Raw genomic sequence first — 503 nt, forward strand, 5'->3', positions numbered from 1 at the left:
CCGACAATAGCGTTAACTGCTTCAAATTTTGATGCATTTTTACCCTATTCCACCTGCCTGGCGCTTGACGCCTCGCCTGATTTCTCTAAATTGTAGTTTCGAGAGTTGGCGAGGTTTTGAACAGCCCCCACTCCGCCACCGGTTCATTCCATCTTACTTATATAAGATTTACGAAGGATGTCGAAGTATGGAAACGGGTACTGTTAAGTGGTTCAACAATGCCAAAGGGTTCGGTTTCATCTGCCCTGAAGGCGGCGGCGAAGATATCTTCGCTCATTACTCCACCATTCAGATGGATGGTTACAGAACGCTAAAAGCCGGACAATCTGTCCAGTTTGATGTCCACCAGGGTCCAAAAGGCAATCACGCCAGTCTTATTGNCGCAGACAAAATGCCAGCCCCTAAGGCTGGCATTTTTATTTCTTATGCAATACAACGCGTTATTCTCGTGCCAGAGCATCAACGGGATCCAGACGCGCTGCATTACGGGCCGGAAGCCAGCC

General features: G+C 48.6%; 1 pseudogene. It reads left to right on the top strand.

The features are described 5' to 3' along the window. Window positions 1-187: 187 nt before the first annotated feature. Window positions 188-409, top strand: a pseudogene (gene cspD, locus FDX22_RS21355) (cold shock-like protein CspD); the annotation flags it as partial. Window positions 410-503: the final 94 nt, after the last annotated feature.

It is taken from the genome of Citrobacter sp. TBCS-14, assembly GCF_005280805.1.
In the GTDB taxonomy this organism is placed as follows: Bacteria; Pseudomonadota; Gammaproteobacteria; order Enterobacterales; family Enterobacteriaceae; genus Citrobacter; species Citrobacter gillenii.